The organism is Pedobacter sp. N36a (assembly GCF_014472395.1).
Taxonomy (GTDB): domain Bacteria; phylum Bacteroidota; class Bacteroidia; order Sphingobacteriales; family Sphingobacteriaceae; genus Pedobacter.
This window is the reverse complement of sequence record NZ_JACSZW010000005.1, coordinates 343,189-358,698: the sequence shown is the minus strand read 5'-3', so window position 1 is coordinate 358,698 and position 15,510 is coordinate 343,189. Positions and strand designations below refer to the sequence as shown.

Here is a 15,510-nt window from a genome sequence, read left to right as displayed (position 1 = left end):
ATTTGAGTTTTTATAGGAATGAAGAATGTGCTAATGATTTAACTGGCAGGTGTTTTAAAGCTTTAATGTTTATTAAATTTGAAAAATTAGAATCATTAAATCATATAAAATATTACATTTACAACCAATAAAACTAAACATAAAAATGAGACATAATTTCGGCGCTGGACCCTGTATCCTACCACAGGAAGTTTTCAAGCAAGCATCACAAGCAGTACTTGATTTTAAAGACGGCTTGTCTATTCTGGAGATCTCACACCGCACACCTGAATTCGAAGGTGTGGTGGAAGAGGCCGGAAAGTTGGTTAAAGAATTGTTAAATGTTCCTGCCGGTTATTCCGTTCTCTTTTTACAAGGTGGTGCGAGTTTGCAATTTGCAATGGTTCCTATGAACTTATTGCCTGAAGGCCAAACAGCCAGTTACCTGGAGACAGGAGTATGGGCAAACAAAGCGATCAAAGAGGTCGTTAATTTTGGAACTGCAAATATTGTAGCTTCTTCAAAATCATCAAACTATACTTTCGTTCCTAAAGGGTATAGCATTCCTGAAGATAGTGCTTATTTTCATTGTACTTCGAACAATACCATTTATGGAACAGAAATGTTCGAATTGCCGGAAACAAAAGTTCCTGTAGTTTGCGACATGTCTTCTGACATCATGAGCAGAGTGATCGACGTATCTCAATACGACCTGATCTATGCAGGTGCACAGAAAAATATCGGCCCTGCCGGCTTAACTGTAGTGATCGTGAAAGACGAAATCTTAGGTAAATCAGGTAGAAAGATTCCTTCCATGTTAGACTATAAAGTTCATATCGAAGGTGGTTCTATGTACAATACACCTCCAGTATTTTCTATCTACGTAGCGATGTTAAACCTTCGCTGGTTGAAATCTAAAGGCGGTGTTGCGGAAATCGAGAAAGAAAACATTGCTAAAGCAAGAGCATTATATGCAGAGATCGATAGAAACCCATTGTTTAAAGGTACCTGTGCAGTAGAAGACCGCTCAAGAATGAACGTTTGTTTCGTGATGGAGAACCCCGAATTAGAGAAACCATTCTTGAAATTTGCGGAAGAAAACGGTATAGAAGGCATCAAAGGCCATAGAAGCGTAGGTGGTTTCAGAGCATCTATGTATAACGCATTGCCGATTACCAGCGTACATACTTTAATTGAATTAATGCAGATTTTTGCAGAGAAAAACCAATAAAAATATATAATTGATGATCAAGATACTTGCCAACGATGGGATTGATCCTATCGGAAAAGCCTTATTGGAGCAAGCGGGTTTTGTAGTAGATACAGAAACCGTAGCCCAGGATAAATTAGCCGAAGCTTTACAGAGTTACGATGCAATTACGGTACGCAGTGCCACAAAAGTTCGTCAGGAACTGATAGACCAATGTCCTAACCTTAAACTGATTGGTAGAGGTGGAGTTGGTATGGATAATATTGATGTGGATTATGCCAGAAGTAAAGGCCTAGCAGTCATCAATACCCCAGCAGCATCTTCTTTATCAGTTGCAGAATTGGTATTCGCACATTTGTTTACAGGTGTTCGTTTCCTGCAGGATTCCAATAGAAAAATGCCGGTAGAAGGTGATACTAAATTCAATGCCCTTAAAAAAGCATACGCTAAAGGTGTAGAATTGAGAGGTAAAACCATCGGTATTATTGGATTCGGTAGAATTGGAAGAGAAACTGCTACGGTAGCTTTAGGCTTAGGTATGAATGTACTGGCTTATGATCTTTTCCCTTTTGAAGGAAACCTAACCTTGAATCTTCAAGGTGGTATCAAAGTGGATATTCCAGTGAAAACAGTTTCTTTAGCAGAAGTGATCAGCGACAGTGATTTTATTAGTTTGCATACGCCATTCGCAGACAAGCCTATCTTAGGTACAGCGGAGTTTGAGCAAATGAAAACAGGTGTTGGTGTGGTGAACTGCTCAAGAGGCGGTACTATTGATGAGGCCGCTTTAATTGCAGCTTTAGACAGTGGTAAAGTAGCTTTCGCAGGTTTAGATGTGTTCGACAACGAACCAACGCCAGCAGCAGCTATTCTTCAACATGCTAAAATTTCTTTAACGCCACATATTGGTGCGGCGACTAATGAAGCACAAGAACGTATTGGTGTGGAATTAGCCAACCTGATGATTGAGCATTTTAATAAATAGCTTTTAATGAGGTGCCCGATGTGTTGGGCACCTCATTTCCAATTCCTTCTATGCCAAATATAAAGCCTTTTTGCGGATTAAAACCTGCAACACACCTGCAAACCAAGGTGGTCACCCGTCCATTAGAAAACTATGGCTCAGGAGAAGCACGTTTGATCGCTTCTGAGAACAACTGTAGCTTTTTACACTTGATTAATCCCGAACTGGACAATCCTTACCTCAGAGGATCCAGACAAGAGCTGATTTTTAAGAAAATTGCAGAAAACTTCGAAGGATTTTTGGAACACCATTATCTGGAACGAGAAAAAGTGCCGGTAATATATGTGTATCAGGTAATACATGATGGGCTTTGTCAGACGGGAATATGGACGCTTACTCACATCAATGATTATCTGGAAGGCCGTATCAAAAAGCATGAATCTACGGTAGAACGGAGAGAAAACTTGTTGGCGGATTACTTGCAGCAAACTGGTTTGGATGCCAATCCGGTACTGATTACTTACCATCCCGATCCTACCATAAATCGGCTGATTAAAAAGTATACGGCATTAAAACCAGTACTTGATTTTGTGTTTGCAGATCAAACTGAACACCGGATATGGGCGATTGATGATGCTCATGATTTAGTCGAAATAGTGAAGGCTTTTGCCGCAATTCCTGCAGTTTATATTGCCGATGGTCACCATCGTGCGGCCTCAATGGCTAAAATGGGACTGCAAAAACAATCGTTAAACGCAGATAAACATACCGGAAATGAACCCTATAATTATTTTACGACGGTGTATATGAACACCGAAGAAGTAAAGGTTTTGGAATTCAACAGACTGGTCAGAGATATGGGGAAGTTGAGTAAAGGTGATTTTATGAAGACTTTAAAAGAATGTTTTGAGGTGCTTCCCGTAACAGCAGCAGTGAAACCTGCTGATCTGCACCAGATGGGGATGTATTTTGACAAACATTGGTATGTACTCCAGCCAAAACCGGATATTTACGACAGCAATAATCCGGTAGGGGTACTGGATGTCAGTATCTTGCAGGACTTTATTTTAGAGCCGATATTGGGCATTAAAGACCCGAGAACGGATGCGCGGATTACCTTTGAAGGCGGGCGGACTCCCGTTCCTGAATTGCAGGAGAAAGTGGATAATGGTTTATTTGCCATCGCGTTTACCTTATTCCCAACCTCAGTAGCCCAGGTGATTGCAGTGGCAGAAGCAGATGGCGTCATGCCACCGAAATCAACATGGGTAGAGCCGAAATTTTTAGTTGGACTGCTGACTAATTATTTCAACTAGCTGATCTTATGAGTTCAGATCAGCTGCCTAATGCGCAATCTTATTGGTTTTTAGAAATTCGTTAAATAATCTCTTTTTATAACCGAAAAAGACCATTCCCGCAATTAGTAACCCTAAAAATGCAATGACATAATAGTAAAAGGTCTTTCCTTTTTCTATGGTCGAGATTTCCTTTTTTAAATGCTCATTCTGGTCTTGCAATTTCTTGATAGACAGCATGTAATTCTGGATTCTGCTATTGGTAGTATTGGACGTGATGATCACGTTTTTTACCTCCTGGTCTTTATAATCCATCAGCACCTTAAGCTCCTTAAAAATATTGTTGTCGTTCAAGACAATTTGTCTGAGTATCTCGTTTGAATTTTTAATATCTCTCTTGGTTTGAAAGCCAAATATTCCCGTTCTGGCATCCAGACTTTGGTCATATTGTCCGAACCTTGTACTCCGTTCTGACAGCAAGGCATTAATTTTCAGTCTTTGCAGCTGATAAGCGCTCGTATCTACCCGAATGGCCGCCGCGCTGAAACTAAATCCAACAAAAAGCAGCAATAAGAAGTTTTTAATCATTTGTGTGTGTTTCTTTCTATAGTGCAAGCAAACTCCATGCCTCAGGTTTTGCGGCAAAGTGTGGTCTGATGCTGGTCCAGGTTTCCCTGAACAGGATGGAGCGCCTGTAATCCTCCAGATGATCCTCATCTTCCCATAGACTGATGGTAAAGAAGATACCGGACTCGTGCTGGTCTTGCAGCAGCTGAACGCCTTACAGCCTTTAAAAGCAGCGATTTTAGGCTGTACCGCATTAAAAGTCTGCTGAAACTCCGCAAGGAACTCTTCGTTGAATTGCATTTTGACCAGACGGGTAAGCATTTTTCGTAGGGTTAAGGATGAAACTCTATTCGGATGATATCGTTGAGGTGCAAGCCCAATAGTCCACTCGCTTTTCCTTTATTAATGGCAATTTCCAGGTGGTTGCTAATGCCAAAAAGGCATAGTTTCTCACCCTCAGGAACCTCGTTGTAATGCCAGCTGAGCTGGGTAATGGTTTCGCTTTTTCTGAAGTATAAAGTGAAGTCCCGGTTGCGCTGTATTTTGGTAAATAACTCCTTGGTAATATTGGTAATGACGTTAGAAAAAGTGTCAATATAAATGACACTTCCGCGGATGATATCACGTTCAATCACAGGGTTTAGCAGCATGCGTTCTTCTATGCTGTCGGTAGGCATGCCAATGTCTTTTAACCTGCCTCCTTTAGCCAGGTGAATGGCCGCTTTTACAAAGATATCCACTAATGGAAAATGCAGGTATTTGAGGTCCTGCATAATATTCAATTCTACAATTTCCTCCGGAATTTCTTCAAACAACAACGAAAAAATCCCATTGTCTGCACCTACAAAAAAGTGATCTCTGTATTTTAAGGCAATATATCTGGTGTTTTCACTAAAGACAGAGTCGATGCCAATCAAATGCACAGTGCCTTTAGGAAAATAAGGGTATACATTTTTTAAAACGAATGCCGCATAAGAAATATTGAAGGATGGAACTTCATGTGTCACATCAACAATGTTGGCTGTAGGCAAGATACTCAGGATACTGCCTTTCAGTGCAGCCTGATAAAAATCTTTTGAACCTAAATCTGTTGTTAATGTAATTATGGCCATTAAAAATTGAATATTTATTCTTATTCTTGCGTAAGCGGCAAATCGCCTACAAATATTCAATTTTTATATCAAAATATACACCTCTTACTAAAAAACAATATTTTGAACGAACTTAAATTAACATTAGAATCGGTAGATCCGGTACAGTTTTGGGGAACGAATAATGAGCATTACGAGCTGATTAAGAATGCGTTTCCTAAACTTAAAATGGTAGCAAGAGGGATTGAACTGAAAGTATTGGGCGATGAAAAAGAACTTAAAGTTTTTGAGCAGAAGTATATTCTTTTGTTGAACCAGCTGGAAAAACACCTCGCTTTGAGCGCCAATGATGTAGAATCTATCCTGGGCTCCAGTATGAAGAGCAGTACACCTTCGGATAAAGAAACAGAGAAGCCTGCGAACACAGGCGGCGGTGAGGTCATCGTATTTGGGACGAATGGTTTAATGGTGAAAGCCAGAACCGCGAACCAGCGGCGTATGGTAGACAGCATGGCAAAAAACGATGTTTTATTTGCAATAGGCCCCGCAGGAACCGGAAAAACGTATACCGCAGTGGCATTAGCTGTGCGGGCACTGAAAAATAAAGAAATTAAAAGGATCATCTTAACCAGACCTGCTGTTGAAGCAGGGGAGAGCCTGGGCTTCTTGCCCGGCGATCTGAAGGAAAAAGTAGACCCTTACCTTAGACCACTATATGATGCCCTGGATGATATGATTCCAGCAGAAAAACTGAAGCAATATATTGAAAATAGGACCATAGAAATTGCCCCTCTGGCATTCATGCGTGGTAGAACGCTCGATAATTGTTATGTGATTCTGGATGAGGCGCAGAACTCAACTGACCTTCAGCTGAAAATGTTCCTCACCCGGATGGGCCCTTCTGCTAAGTTTATTGTAACAGGAGATGTGACGCAGATCGACTTGCCGAAAAAGCAAATGTCTGGCCTGTTTAACGCCCTGCGTATCTTAGACGATATTCCTGGTATTGAAATTGTTTACCTGACGGGGGAAGATGTAGTGCGGCACAAACTGGTAAAAAGAATTTTACAAGCCTACGGCGATATCCAATAATTAAGAACAAATAACACAACAGCTCTTTGGCAAATACCATGACAGCAATTAAAGAAACCAATTTCAGCTTTCCACAGCAAAGCAATTTTTACAAGGGAAAAGTGCGCGACGTATACACCATCAACAACCAGTTTATGGCCATGGTGGTGACTGATAGAATATCTGCATTCGATGTAGTTTTACCCGAAGCAGTTCCTTTTAAAGGACAGGTACTCAATCAGATTGCCGCTAAATTTTTAAATGCGACCAAAGACATCGTGCAAAACTGGGTAATCGATGTACCAGATGAAATGGTGACCATCGGGCGCATATGTGAGCCCTTCAAAGTAGAAATGGTAGTGCGTGGTTACCTTGCAGGTCATGCCTGGAGAGAGTACAGCGCTGGTAAACGCAGTGTTTGCGGTGTCGCTTTACCAGAAGGACTGAAAGAAAATGATCAACTACCTCAGCCTATTATTACCCCAACTACAAAAGCTGCTGTAGGTCATGATGAAGACATCTCAAGAGAAGATATTCTGGCTAAAGGAATTGTTTCTGTGGAAGATTATACAAAATTAGAAGCTTATACTTTAGCCCTTTATGCGCGTGGTACAGAGATGGCCGCAGAGCGCGGCCTGATCCTGGTAGATACCAAGTATGAATTTGGTAAAGTAGGTACAGAGATCTTTTTGATTGATGAAATCCATACCCCGGATTCTTCCCGTTATTTCTATGCAGAAGGTTATGCGGCACGTCAGGATGCGAATGAGCCTCAAAAACAATTGTCAAAAGAATTTGTGCGTAAATGGTTAATCGAAAATGGTTTCCAGGGCAAGGACGGACAAGCAGTTCCAGTGATGACTCCAGAAATTGTAAGCTCTATTTCAGAGCGTTATATTGAGCTTTATGAACAGATTACAGGCGATACTTTCGTTAAAAACGAAGCCTCAAATGTAATTCAGCGCATTGAAGCGAATGTGACTAAATCCTTGAACCAGTTACTGGGAAATTAATTCCTAAGTATTCAAGGTTTTAAGGTTGAAGACAGCCAGCGGTTATGCCATTTTTTTTGGTGGCGTTGGCTGTCTTTTTTTGTTCAAATCGCCTTATCTGTACTTTTGTGAATGATTTATTAATAGGATTGACAGTAATAACAGATAAAATTAATTACTTTAGCAATAGAAACTAATAAATCAATATCATGAAATTTTCAGTTGATAAGCATGAAAAGTATGTGGTTTTAAAGCTTAGAGAGTCTAAGTTTACAAATGACAATACCCCTAAGTTAAAATCTGAGTTCATTTTATTGAACGCAGAAGGATACCATAACATTGTACTGGATTTATCCGCAGTTAAAGAATGTAATGATTCACAGGATTTAAGCAGCCTGCTGGTTGGCGATCGCTTATGTAAAAAAGCAAATGGATTATTTATCATCACCGGAATAAACCCTGTTCTCGCTAAAATATTAGAAATGTCTAACCTGGACCAGTCCCTGGTGATTGTATCTAAAATAGATGAGGCCACCGACCTGATTTTTATGGAAGAGATTGAGAAGGAATTGTTGGGGAGTGTAGATAAAGGTTAATGAAATTTGAGGTTACCATTTTGGGCAGCAGTTCTGCTACTCCAGTATACAATAGAAATCCCAGTGCGCAGCTTTTAAACTGTAATGAGAAGTTTTACCTGATTGACTGCGGGGAAGGAACCCAGCAGCAATTGATTCGCTTTGGTTTCAAAGCCAGTAAAATCGATGTGGTATTTATCAGCCATTTACATGGAGATCATTATTTCGGGTTAATCGGCTTGCTGTCTACGATGCACCTGAACGGAAGGATTAAGCCGATCCGCATCTATGGACCGCCAGCATTAATGGAAATTCTGGAACTCCAGTTTAAACATTCTGAAACGATCATCAGGTACCCTATAGAATTTGTACCAGTTACAGCAGATGAACCGAAGCTGATTTTCGAAAACTCAGACCTGCTCGTTTCCACCATTGTGCTCAACCATAGAATCCCTTGTACCGGATTTACTTTTACAGAGAAGAAAAGACTACGCAAGGTTGTCCTCGAGAAACTAGAGGCAGAAAACGTTCCGCTGGAATATTATCCTTTGCTAAAAAGAGGGGTAGACCTGACTTTACCTGATGGCAGAGTTCTGCTCAATCAAGATTATACCATAGATTCAGACAAGCCTAGAAAATACGCCTATTGCTCAGATACGCTGTGCGATGGCAGTTACTTTAAAGAGATTCAGGATTGTGATACGCTGTATCATGAAGCAACTTTCTTACATGAGCTGTTGGAAAGGGCCAATCAAACGCACCATACCACTGCATTACAAGCCGCTGAGACGGCAGTAAAGACCCGGGCTACTAAATTACTCATCGGACATTTCTCTTCCAGATACAAGACACTATTGCCTTTGCTGGAAGAAGCCCTGCCTGTTTTTGAAAATACGCAGCTGGCCACAGAAGGCAGTACATTTTCTGTTTAACGAATTCTATTGAATGAAAAAAGCCTTTCAGTTATATAACTGAAAGGCTTTTTTGTATTCTATGATTTATCGGTTATTTATCTTTTTTACCGCCTCCACCGAAAACGGAGAAGTGTACATAACGCTTAGGGTTTTCTTTCAAGTCGATGATCAACTTGTCTAAGTTGCTAGAAGCACTGTTTAAGTTGTCATACATTTTTGTATCATTGATCAATAATCCTAAAGTACCTTTTCCTTCGTTGATCTTTCCTACAATACTTTGTAAGTCGGCCATAGATTTATTGGCGTTGTCAATGGTTTGTTTGAAGTTCGCAGCAGCCACCTGATCAGTCACCGTGCTGATGTTGTTCAGGATCCCGTTGATCTTCTCATTGTTATTTTTAAGGTTGTTAGAAATCGCTTCTACGTTAGCCAGGATGGAGGAGATTCTAGAACCTTCAGAACCTACCAGATGGTCAACTTTCTTAGAAGTTGCTTCCAGTGAAGCAAGGGTCGCAGCAATGCTGTTAAAGCTCTTATCTACGTTTTTCTGAAAGTTAGGATTCAGGATGGAGTTCACACTAGTTAAGATCGAGTCCATTTTAGCAATGATCACTTCCGCTTTCTTTTGAACCGGCTGTACGGTTTCCAGCAGGCCTTTGGCAACATTTGCGTTTAGCGTATCTCCATCTTTAGCAAATACATTTCCTGTTCCTAAAGCCATTACAATCGCTTTACCACCTAAAAGGTCTACGCTTTCCAATCTCGCAATACTGTTGCTAGGAATTTCATATTTTCCTTTAATCTTTAAAGTCGCAATAATGGTTCCGTCTGGCTGAAGAGTCAGCTGATCCACACGACCAATCTGGTAACCATTGATCAATACAGGTTTGGAAATACCCAGACCATCTACATGAGAATATCTGGCATACAATACGGTTTCGCTGGAAAAGATGGCGTTGCCTTTTAAAAAGTTGTAGCCAATGATTAATAAGGCTATTGAAAAGGCTGCTAATATGCCTACTTTGGTTTCGTTTGCTATTTTCACGTATGTGTATTTACTTAATTTACTTCTGTTTGTTGTTTATATTTCTTTACGGCATCAAAAATCGCATTTACAATTTCCGCCTGACCACTTGCGGAGTTCATATAGTTTTCTTCTGCAGGATTAGAGATAAATCCAATCTCTGTCAATACTGCTGGCATTCCAACCCTTTGCAGGATTAAAATTCCCTGCTCTTTTACGCCTCTGTTGACTCTTTTATTTTCGTTGGTATAATTGTCCTGAATCAATCTCGCAAGCTTTAAACTCTTATCCCTAAATGTATTTTTAAACAAAGATAGTATAATAAATGTTTCAGGATCATTGGGATCGTAACCATCATAATTTTGCTTGTAGTTTTTCTCCAGCTTAATGTCGGCATTCTCTCTGATCGCAACATCCTGTTCATTAAGGCGATGCGTTCCCGCAACGAAGGTCTCCGTACCGCTGGTCCCTGTGTTTTTTACATAAGCATATTTAGGGATTTTCCTCCCATTTTTGCCTTTTGTATAACCTGATACCACCCTGCGGTCAGGCATAGAGTTACAGTGAATAGAAATGAAAATATCTGCTTTTGCATCATTTGCAATTTCAGCTCTTTTATAGAAGTCTACATCCACATCTGTTTTTCTGGTGTATAGAATTTTGATTTGTGGAAGCTCATCTTCAAACTTCTTGCCCAGTTTAAGGGCCACCTGAAGGGCTACGTTTTTTTCAACGGAGTAAGATCCTGCAGCACCGGGTTTTCCACCCCCGTGACCAGCATCTATGACTATGGTTTTAACTTTGTATCCTTGGGAAAAAGCAAACTCTGAACTTATAAATAATAAAACGGCAAATAAGAATACACTTCTTTTCAATCTCATCGGGCTTAACTCTTAATTTTTACTTGTAATCTAATTATCCTTCTATCCTGTGCTGATAGCTCTGTATTGCCTTTAACAGGCAGTTTGTAATTTCTAATTGTCCAGCTTCAGAGTTCATATAGTCCTCTTCGTCCGGGTTGCTGATAAATCCTATTTCTGTTAATATTGCGGGCATTCCTGCTCTTGCCAAAACGGCCAGACTTTTCTCCTGAACACCGCGGTTTACTCTGCCTACATTCACATATTCATCCTGTACCAGTTTCGCTAATTTTAAGCTTTGTGTACGGAAGGTGTTCTTCATCAAAGATAGAATAATATAATTCTCCGCATTATTTGGGTCAAATCCCTCATAGTTTTCTTTGTAGTTTTCCTCTAAGAAAATGGCTGCGTTTTCTCTTTTGATCACTTCATCCTGCTCAGAAATCCTACCCATGCCGGATACAAATGTTTCAACTCCACGAGTAGAAGTACTTTTTCTATACACCGTTTCTGTAATCGGAATCCGCTTTCCATTTTTCCCTTTGCGGGAGCCCGTCACCACGCTGGAGCGGATCAATGGCATGTCATTACAATGGATGGAGATAAAAAGATCCGCTTTTGCATTATTAGCAATGGCGATCCGCTCGTAAAGCGGCACAAAAACATCCGTCGAACGGGTGTAAATCACTTTTACATCTTTCATATTCGCTTCAATAGCAGCACCAAGGCGTAAAGCCGTCTTTAAGGCGACATCTTTTTCAGTCGAATAAGCACCCCTGGTAGAGCCGTCTTTTCCCCCGTGACCAGCATCTAATACGATGGTTTTTATTTTATATTCTTGCGTAAATCCTTGATAACTAGTGGTTATAGCTAGTGTCATGGAAATAAATACGATCAAAATTGCATTTGGTCTAAGCAATGGCATATTTTTCATTAATTTTGAACGTTTTGGATTAAACATTAATGCAAAAATAACATTCACACACGAATTTGAAACTTTTAAGCCACATCATTTTTTATATACGTCCTGTTTTATTGACAATTGTCAGTATTCTGGCATTAGTATCTTCTGTTTTTTCCAGTCCTCAGCAAACGATACCGAAGCTGGGTTCAGCCATACAGCCGCCCGCAAATAACAGCCCCGCAGTAAAAAGTACGCAACAAACACACCAGGATTCAGTGAACACGAGCGATAAACTCGAATACTCTGCAAAAGACTCTACCAAGGTGAATAAAAAGGACGGTACTGTTTACCTCTATGGCAGAGCAAGGGTACTTTATCAAGGTCTGGAACTGGATGCAGACTATATTACTTACAACGACAAGACTAAGAACATATTTGCCAGCGGTGTAAAAAATTCGAAAGGAAAGTATGTCGGCAGACCGATCTTTAAGATGCCCGGACAAGGGAATTCTATTGCCGACTCCTTACGCTATAATATTGAAACCGGTGCAGGAAAGATCTTCGGGGTCTTTACTGAACAGGAAGGAGGCTTCTTTTCCGGAGGGCTCGCCAAAAAACAACCAGATGATGAGATCCATAGTAAGGGACAGATTTATAGTACCTGTAATTTACCGCATCCTCACTTTGGGATTCACATTACGAAAGGTATCGTTACCGAAAAACAAATCATTACTGGTCCGGTATACTTAGAAATTGAAGATATTCCTTTACCATTGGGCTTGCCTTTCGCCTTTTTTCCCAAACCGAATAAAAAATCATCAGGTTTTATACTGCCTTCACCTGGAGAGGATTATACCCGTGGTTTTTTCCTGAGAGAGGGTGGGTATTATATTGGCTTAAATGATTATTGGGATGCAAAATTATTAGGTACGATCTATACCAGGGGTTCTTATGAGGCCAACCTGACCTCAAACTATACAAAACGGTATAAATATAATGGTAACCTGTATTTATCTTATGGGAGTAACAGGTATGGAATTGAAGGTACGCCAGGCTATAATCCTGTAAAGGATTATAGCATTAGGTGGACGCATAGTCAAAATGCCAATGCAAATCCAGGAAGTACTTTTAATGCGAATGTGGATATAAAAAGTAGGGGATACAATAAGAATACTGCCGCTGGAGGTTATTATGATGCCGTACAAATCTCTGCCAATAACATATACTCTTCAGTTGGTTATTCTAAAAGGTTGTTTGATGGTTTATTTAACCTTACCCTTGCTGGTCGGGTTGATCAGGACATCTCCAAAGGTACGGTCAATCTGATGTTACCAGATGTCAATCTGGGGATGACCCGAAATATTTATCCTTTTGCATCCAAGTATAGTACCGGTGACCAGAAGTGGTATGAAAAGATTTCTGTAGGTTATACGATGCAGGCTTCCAATTCGGTGACTACACAAGGCGATCAGTTGTTCGACAAACAAATTTTAAGTAAATTCAGAAATGGGGTGCAGCATAACATTCCTATTGCGATGAACTTCAATGTGCTGCAGCACTTTAATTTTGGTACCACTGTCAATTATGTAGAAAGATGGTATTTCCAGTCGATCAGAAAAACATACATGAAACAAACTGCTGGTGTAGATGACTTAGTTAGAATAGATACGATTCCAGGATTTAATCGGGATGGTACTTATAGTGTAGGTGGAAGTGTCACCACTAAAATTTATTCTATGGCGCAATTTAAAAATCTGGGCAAACTGAAAGCCATCAGACATGTGATGACACCTAGTATTGGCTTCAACTATACACCTAATTTTGCCGGTCCGAATTCAGGAAACTATTTGCAGGCATTTTATTCTGATAACCAAACTCCTGTATTAAATAAGGAAGGTACTCCCCTTTACTATCCTAAGCAGGAAGGCGGAATCTATGGATTTCCAACCAATGGACAAAGCGCTAATATTAGTTTTAACTTGCAGAATATCGTTGAAGCAAAAGTCTTGGTTCCTAATGACACAACTGGAAAAGGAGAAAAGAAAGTCCCTATCATCAGTAACTTAAGTCTCTCGACGAATTATAACCTTTTGGCAGATTCATTTAAGTTGTCTCCAATTAGTGTGAGTGGAAGTACGCCGTTTTCGGATAAATTTCAGGTCAACTATTCAGCAACATTAGATCCATATCAGGTTGGCAATGTGGAGCAGGTTGTAGGCGGACAAAAAATTTATAGAAGAGATATTATTAATAGTTATACCTGGGAAAGAGGACGTTTACCACGTGTCACGAGCTTTGGATTCTCCTTTGATTATAGTTTGAACCCAGAAGCATTAAAACGTAAAAATGATACTCAGCAAGACCGCAGGGAAGAAGCGATTCAAAAAGGAATGACGCCTGAACAGGCAGAGGCTTTGGCAAGAGTGAGCAGAGACCCTAATGCTTTTGTAGATTTTAACATTCCATGGAACTTTGCTTTTAGATATAGTTTTAACTACATGACCGATCGAAACGGTTTAAATAGAAGGATTTCCAATAGTTTAACTTTTAATGGTGATGCCAATATCACTCCAAAATGGAAAGTAACTTTCGATTCGGGATGGAACTTTGAAACCAATAGCTTCTCCATCACCAGGTTTGGAATTTACCGCGATTTACATTGCTGGGACATGAGTTTCAGCTGGATTCCTTTCGGAACACAGCAGATGTATTCCGTAGATATTAAAGTAAAAGCTTCGGTATTACAGGATCTGAAACTGAGTAAAAGAAAGAACTACTACACGAGATACTAAAACAATTTTTATGCTGGCAGAAATTATTACCATAGGCGATGAAATCCTTATCGGACAAATTGTGGATACGAATTCCGCCTGGATGGCCAAACAGCTGAATCAGATTGGGATGAAAGTGAAACAGATCACTTCCGTTTCCGATGATGCTGACCACATTATGGAGGCCCTCCGACTGGCAGAAAGCAGGGCTGATGTGATCCTGATGACTGGCGGATTAGGTCCAACCAAAGATGACATCACCAAGGTAACCCTCGCTAAATATTTCAATATGGGCTTCCGAAGAGATGAAGAAACCCTGAACCATGTCACAGAAATTTTTGCACGTTTAAACCGTCCGATGATTGACCTCAACAGAACGCAGGCTGATGTTCCGGAAGGTTGTACCGTGATCAAGAATAAAAACGGGACCGCACCTTGTATGTGGTTTGAACAGCATGGAAAGATCTTTGTGTCGATGCCAGGTGTTCCTTTCGAAATGATGTACCTGATGGACGATGAAATCATCCCAAGGATTAAAGCGGCTTTTAAACTGCCTGTCATTTACCATAAAACCATACTCACTTCCAATATCGGGGAATCCTTCCTCGCCATGGAAATCGAAGACATAGAAAACAGTTTGCCGCCAAATATTAAGCTGGCCTATTTGCCTAAACTCGGACAAGTGCGTTTGCGCCTGAGTACCATAGGTGAAGAAGAAGCACCGCTGAAAGCAGCCGTAGATTTTTATGCCCAGCAGATCATAGCGAGGATAAAGCATCATGTGGTTGCCGAAGAAGACATTGCCCTTGAAAAGGCGATTCTGAACTTTATGGAGCAAAGAAAATTAACCCTTTCTACTGCTGAAAGCTGTACCGGAGGCTATATTGCACACCTGATTACGCAGCATCCCGGATGCTCTTCGGTGTATGAAGGCGGAGCGGTTACCTATTCTTATGACCTCAAAATGTCCCTTCTGGGCGTTAAAGCAGAGACATTGGCTAAATATGGTGCCGTAAGTGAAGAAACTGTAAAAGAGATGGCATTAGGTGCGCTTCAAAATTTTAAAACGGACTATGCCGTAGCGGTAAGCGGGATCGCCGGACCAGATGGCGGAATGCCGGATAAGCCAGTGGGAACTGTCTGGATTGCAGTAGCTCATGCCAAAGGTGTGGTGTCTAAAGTTTTCAGCTTTGGCAACAAAAGAACACAGAATATTGAGCGCTCTGCCGCCGCCGCTTTATCAATGATTTTGAATGAACTCAGGCAACATGAGGATTAAGTGTCCGAAATACT

14 protein-coding genes are annotated in these 15,510 nt (G+C 40.6%); 9 read left to right on the top strand and 5 right to left on the bottom strand.

Annotated features, from left to right (window positions below; genetic code table 11):
- Positions 1–145: 145 nt before the first annotated feature.
- The 3 genes from serC to H9X96_RS12520 are packed head-to-tail and all read left to right on the top strand — an operon-like array spanning position 146 to position 3,469.
- A complete protein-coding gene (serC, locus tag H9X96_RS12530) occupies positions 146–1,210 on the top strand; it encodes a 3-phosphoserine/phosphohydroxythreonine transaminase (protein ID WP_187666602.1) in 1,065 nt (354 codons plus the stop codon).
- Between the two features lie 13 nt (positions 1,211–1,223).
- Positions 1,224–2,174 carry a D-2-hydroxyacid dehydrogenase gene (locus tag H9X96_RS12525; protein WP_187666601.1) on the top strand — a complete coding sequence of 317 codons (951 nt, stop codon included), beginning with the start codon at positions 1,224–1,226 and terminating at the stop codon, positions 2,172–2,174.
- A 50-nt stretch (positions 2,175–2,224) separates the two neighbouring features.
- Positions 2,225–3,469, top strand: coding sequence for a DUF1015 domain-containing protein (locus tag H9X96_RS12520; protein WP_187666600.1), 1,245 nt, complete (start codon positions 2,225–2,227; stop codon positions 3,467–3,469).
- 583 nt (positions 3,470–4,052) lie between these two features.
- Here H9X96_RS12520 and H9X96_RS23090 read toward each other — a convergent pair.
- Positions 4,053–4,181, bottom strand: coding sequence for a hypothetical protein (locus H9X96_RS23090; RefSeq protein ID WP_370576737.1), 129 nt, complete (start codon positions 4,179–4,181; stop codon positions 4,053–4,055).
- A 166-nt stretch (positions 4,182–4,347) separates the two neighbouring features.
- Positions 4,348–5,127: an S-adenosyl-l-methionine hydroxide adenosyltransferase family protein gene (locus tag H9X96_RS12505; protein WP_187666598.1), complete on the bottom strand. Its 780-nt coding sequence runs from the start codon at positions 5,125–5,127 to the stop codon at positions 4,348–4,350.
- Between the two features lie 102 nt (positions 5,128–5,229).
- Between H9X96_RS12505 and H9X96_RS12500 the strand changes: the two genes are divergently transcribed.
- The 4 genes from H9X96_RS12500 to H9X96_RS12485 all read left to right on the top strand — a co-directional run bounded on the left by H9X96_RS12500 (position 5,230) and on the right by H9X96_RS12485 (position 8,676).
- Complete coding sequence (locus H9X96_RS12500) at positions 5,230–6,198, top strand: PhoH family protein (protein ID WP_187666597.1); 969 nt, start codon at positions 5,230–5,232, stop codon at positions 6,196–6,198.
- Between the two features lie 38 nt (positions 6,199–6,236).
- Positions 6,237–7,190 (top strand): phosphoribosylaminoimidazolesuccinocarboxamide synthase, encoded by a 954-nt coding sequence (locus tag H9X96_RS12495; protein WP_187666596.1) that lies wholly within the window; start codon positions 6,237–6,239, stop codon positions 7,188–7,190.
- A gap of 188 nt (positions 7,191–7,378) precedes the next feature.
- Positions 7,379–7,765 carry an STAS domain-containing protein gene (locus H9X96_RS12490; RefSeq protein ID WP_187666595.1) on the top strand — a complete coding sequence of 129 codons (387 nt, stop codon included), beginning with the start codon at positions 7,379–7,381 and terminating at the stop codon, positions 7,763–7,765.
- Positions 7,765–8,676, top strand: a complete 912-nt coding sequence (locus tag H9X96_RS12485; RefSeq protein WP_187666594.1) for a ribonuclease Z — start codon at positions 7,765–7,767, stop codon at positions 8,674–8,676. Before H9X96_RS12490 ends, H9X96_RS12485 begins: the two co-directional genes overlap by 1 nt.
- A 73-nt stretch (positions 8,677–8,749) precedes the next feature.
- Here the strand turns inward: H9X96_RS12485 and H9X96_RS12480 are convergent, their stop codons facing one another.
- The 3 genes from H9X96_RS12480 to H9X96_RS12470 are packed head-to-tail and all read right to left on the bottom strand — an operon-like array spanning position 8,750 to position 11,476.
- Positions 8,750–9,703 carry an MlaD family protein gene (locus H9X96_RS12480; protein ID WP_187666593.1) on the bottom strand — a complete coding sequence of 318 codons (954 nt, stop codon included), beginning with the start codon at positions 9,701–9,703 and terminating at the stop codon, positions 8,750–8,752.
- A gap of 14 nt (positions 9,704–9,717) precedes the next feature.
- On the bottom strand, positions 9,718–10,563 hold the full coding sequence (locus H9X96_RS12475; RefSeq protein WP_187666592.1) for an N-acetylmuramoyl-L-alanine amidase: 846 nt from the start codon (positions 10,561–10,563) through the stop codon (positions 9,718–9,720).
- Positions 10,564–10,597: 34 nt separating this feature from the next.
- Positions 10,598–11,476 carry an N-acetylmuramoyl-L-alanine amidase gene (locus H9X96_RS12470; protein ID WP_370576734.1) on the bottom strand — a complete coding sequence of 293 codons (879 nt, stop codon included), beginning with the start codon at positions 11,474–11,476 and terminating at the stop codon, positions 10,598–10,600.
- A 56-nt stretch (positions 11,477–11,532) separates the two neighbouring features.
- Here H9X96_RS12470 and H9X96_RS12465 point away from each other — a divergent pair, with 56 nt between their 5' ends.
- On the top strand, positions 11,533–14,238 hold the full coding sequence (locus tag H9X96_RS12465; protein WP_187666590.1) for a putative LPS assembly protein LptD: 2,706 nt from the start codon (positions 11,533–11,535) through the stop codon (positions 14,236–14,238).
- A 10-nt stretch (positions 14,239–14,248) separates the two neighbouring features.
- Positions 14,249–15,496 carry a competence/damage-inducible protein A gene (locus tag H9X96_RS12460; protein WP_187666589.1) on the top strand — a complete coding sequence of 416 codons (1,248 nt, stop codon included), beginning with the start codon at positions 14,249–14,251 and terminating at the stop codon, positions 15,494–15,496.
- Positions 15,497–15,510: the final 14 nt, after the last annotated feature.